This is a genomic window from Microcystis sp. LSC13-02 (assembly GCA_002282935.1).
Classification (GTDB): domain Bacteria; phylum Cyanobacteriota; class Cyanobacteriia; order Cyanobacteriales; family Microcystaceae; genus Microcystis.
Genome location: MTBT01000072.1, coordinates 1 through 3,640, shown reverse-complemented (window position 1 = coordinate 3,640; position 3,640 = coordinate 1). Strand labels below are relative to the sequence as shown.

Here is a 3,640-nt window from a genome sequence, read left to right as displayed (position 1 = left end):
ACGAGCTAATCAATTAAGTCCCTTGCCAGATAAGGATTTAGCCGATTTCTGCCCCCTGATCGAACCATACCAAGTAACGAAGAACCAAATATTCTCGCCCATGCCGATTTACAGATCGCATCCACGGCGATTCAATCTAATCTAGAACTGGTTACGGGTAATATTCAACATTTCGCCCGTGTAGAAGCTTTACGGATTAATTACACTCTCGTCCACGCCAGGGCATCTTCAGAAAATGTTCAGAGTTGAGGCAACTTCGGCATCAACCATGGCAGCTGGATCGCAAATATAGGATAACTTTCCCAAAAATCAGCGATAAAAACCTTTTTTACCGATCTAGCCCGGCTCTAACGCCTGGGAAGGGAAAAATCCTCAATTGAGCCGAAATTAGCTTAATCAAAAAATGTGCTATAATCAGAATGTAAGCACAAGGGGCCGTAACGGTTTCGACAGGTTAGCGAAAGCTCCCCCGTGATACAGGTCGAGAGTGAGTCTCCTCTCGTAAATCAAAGGCTCAAACAAAAAGTAAATGCGAACAACATCGTTCCTTTCGCTCGTAAAGCCGCTCCTGTAGCTGCCTAATAGTCTCTAATCGACTCGAGCATTCATAGTTTGACTCCGTTAAGGACTATGGATAAACCCCCAACGGATGCCACGTTTAACTTTCTCTAGTTAGTTAACCGTCTAAGCTTTAACTAGAGCATCCCACTGTCCGGGATAAGTGACAGTCCCCGTTTCGAGGGTAATCGAGACTAAACCTGTGAATGAACGGACAGTCAATACCTAATTTGGACAGCAGTTCGACTCTGCTCGGCTCCATTGATTACTTGAATGAGAAACCTTCTCTCCCGCATGGACGGGGTACAAACACCGATTATTCCCGTGGTCGGTCAGTTAATTAAAGCGAACCCTGGCACTATTTCCCTAGGTCAAGGGGTTGTTTCCTATGATCCACCCCGGGAGGCGATCGAATCTCTATCTTTATTCTTAGCTAATCCCAAAAATCATCAATATCAATCTGTGGCGGGAATTCCCCCCTTATTAGCAGTAATTCGGCAAAAACTAGCCGAAGATAATCGGGTAGAAATCAGCGATAAACAGGCAATTTTTGTGACGGCGGGCAGTAATATGGCTTTTATGAATGCCATTTTAGCCATTACTTCTCCGGGGGATGAAATTATTCTCAACACTCCCTTTTATTTCAATCATGAAATGGCCATAAAAATGGCTAATTGTCAAGTGATTTTGGTCGCCACAGACAAAAATTATCAATTGCGTCCAGCCGCCATTGAAGAGGCAATCACGGAAAAAACTAAGGCAGTGGTGACGATTTCTCCTAATAATCCCACGGGAGTAGTTTATCCAGAAAATACCCTAAGAGAAGTCAATCGAATTTGTCAAAAAAAGGGCATCTATCACATTCACGATGAGGCTTACGAGTATTTTACCTATAACCATGCCCAGCACTTTTCCCCGGCGGCAATTGTTGGTAGTGAATCCTGGACTATTTCCCTGTTTAGTCTCTCAAAAGCCTACGGTTTTGCCAGTTGGCGCATTGGTTATATGGTAGTACCAGAAGATTTATCTGAGGCGATTAATAAGATTCAGGATACTATTTTAATCTGTCCGCCGGTGGTTTCGCAATACGCAGCACTAGGGGCGTTGCAGGTGGGTAAAAGCTATCCTTTAGAACAGTTAAAAACCATCAGTCAAGTTAGAGAAATTTGCCTGAATGCTCTAGAATCAATCGGCAATATCTGTGATGTTGCCACTGCGGAAGGTGCTTTTTATTTCTTCCTGAAAATTCCCACAGACAAGAATGATTTTCAGTTAGTTAAAAGCTTAATTGAGCAGCAGCGGGTGGCGGTGTTACCCGGTTCAACTTTTGGTATAACAGAAGGCTGTTATTTGCGTCTTGCCTACGGTGCTTTATCTCCAGAAACGGCTTTAGCGGCAGTAGAAAGATTGGTAAAGGGATTGCGTTATTTTAGTCAATAATTTTCAAGAATAAATACTGGCTTTCTTTCTTGGTTTTTACTTTACTACAACCTTTGGGCTATTCTGAGTTTAGCCGAACGAGAACGGGGATTTTTAGCTTGTTCTTCTCGGCTGGGGATAATCGGCTTTTTCGTGATAATTTTCAACGAATTATCTTCGCGAAAGCCATACTTGATCAGACGGTCTTCTAGACTATGAAAACTGATCATAGCGATAATTCCCCCGGATTTTAGCCAGTGGGGGGCTTGATTTAACAATTGTTGGAGAGAATCTAATTCTTGATTAACAGCGATGCGTAGGGATTGAAAAACCCGCGTTGCCGGATGAATACGTCCATAACGGTAACTAGCGGGGACAGAACTAGCGATGACAGCCGCTAATTCCGTGGTGGTAGTAAAGGGACGTTTTTGGACGATCGAGCGAGCAATCGGACGAGATAAACGTTCTTCTCCGTATTGATAAAAAAGATCCGCTAATTCTTTTTCCTGCCAATGGTTAATAATATCAGCTGCCGTCAGGGATTGACAGCGATCCATCCGCATATCTAAGGCTGCCGTGTGGCGAAAACTAAAGCCGCGCTCGCTCTGATCGAATTGGGGAGAACTGACTCCTAAATCGGCGATAATGCCATCAAAACTGCTATTTTGTCCATTATAATCGGCGAAGTTGCCCCACCAGAGGGTTAAACGGCTATCTAGATAGGGGGCGAGACTAATTTTAGCGGCTTCTAGGGCGCTTTGATCGCGATCGACGGCGGTTACTATTGTTTCGGGATAGGCTTCTAAAATCAAGCGGCTGTGTCCACCACCGCCTAGGGTAAGATCAAGATAATGCCCCCCGGGTTGAATATTTAAGCCGGCGATTAATTCTTGACTCAAAACGGAAATATGGGAGAAATCTTGATTCATCTGTGCTGATAACTTCCTAAAAATGGTGATTTAACTTAGTGTCAGCAGAAGTCCCTCGCGCTTAGCGCGATGGTTTGACAAGCTCACCAACAGGGATGAATGCTGAATTTGTATATAGACAATTCCTCAAAAACTATGTTATCATAGTTTTAGTTTCTTGATAACTCTTATGTACAAAGCGTACAAATTCAGGCTTAAGCCTAATACCGAGCAAGAAATAGCCTTAGCAAAAAGCTTTGGTTGTTGTCGTTGGTTTTGGAATTATTCCCTGAATTTATGCAAAGAAACCTATAAAACCACAGGAAAAGGACTGACACGAAACTATATTCAGGGACTATTGCCCAGTCTCAAAAAAGAATATGAGTGGTTGACAGATGCTTATTCTCAGTGTTTACAGGTTGTCGCTTTGAACTTATCGCAAGCTTATCAAAATTTCTTTGAAAAACGAGCTAGATTACCAAGATTCAAATCTAAACATGGTAAGCAATCAATTAGCTATCCAGCTAATGTCAAATTTGAGGGGGATTATCTAAAGCTTCCTAAAATTGGATTAGTTTATTGTGTTCGTCACAGGAAATTTGAAGGAACAATTAAAACCGTTACTATCTCAAAAAACCCAGACGGTAAATACTACGCTTCTATTTTCAGTAGATGGAAAAGTTTGAATAACCAGAGTATTTAGTAACATCTGATACAAAATACTTAGAGAAACTAATTAAGAAAACTTATGTCTA

2 protein-coding genes, 1 other RNA gene and 1 pseudogene are annotated in these 3,640 nt (G+C 42.2%); 3 read left to right on the top strand and 1 reads right to left on the bottom strand.

Going from position 1 to position 3,640, the window contains the following annotated elements:
- Nucleotides 1-431 precede the first annotated feature (431 nt).
- Both ssrA and BGL89_RS04385 read left to right on the top strand, forming a co-directional pair.
- Nucleotides 432-822, top strand: a transfer-messenger RNA (tmRNA) gene (ssrA, locus tag BGL89_RS04390).
- A 9-nt stretch (nt 823-831) separates the two neighbouring features.
- A complete protein-coding gene (locus BGL89_RS04385) occupies nt 832-1,998 on the top strand; it encodes a pyridoxal phosphate-dependent aminotransferase (protein WP_286824624.1) in 1,167 nt (388 codons plus the stop codon).
- Nucleotides 1,999-2,042: 44 nt separating this feature from the next.
- Here BGL89_RS04385 and rsmH read toward each other — a convergent pair whose 3' ends face one another.
- On the bottom strand, nt 2,043-2,906 hold the full coding sequence (gene rsmH, locus BGL89_RS04380) for a 16S rRNA (cytosine(1402)-N(4))-methyltransferase RsmH (protein ID WP_286824623.1): 864 nt from the start codon (nt 2,904-2,906) through the stop codon (nt 2,043-2,045).
- A 169-nt stretch (nt 2,907-3,075) separates the two neighbouring features.
- Here rsmH and BGL89_RS04375 point away from each other — a divergent pair.
- Nucleotides 3,076-3,549: pseudogene (locus tag BGL89_RS04375) on the top strand (RNA-guided endonuclease InsQ/TnpB family protein); the annotation flags it as partial.
- Nucleotides 3,550-3,640 lie beyond the last annotated feature (91 nt).

Bases quoted from the DNA above. Each gene is read 5' to 3' on its own strand.
- BGL89_RS04385 (WP_286824624.1), top strand. From the start codon at position 832: ATGAGAAACCTTCTCTCCCGCATGGACGGGGTACAAACACCGATTATT.
- rsmH (WP_286824623.1), bottom strand. From the start codon at position 2,906: ATGAATCAAGATTTCTCCCATATTTCCGTTTTGAGTCAAGAATTAATC.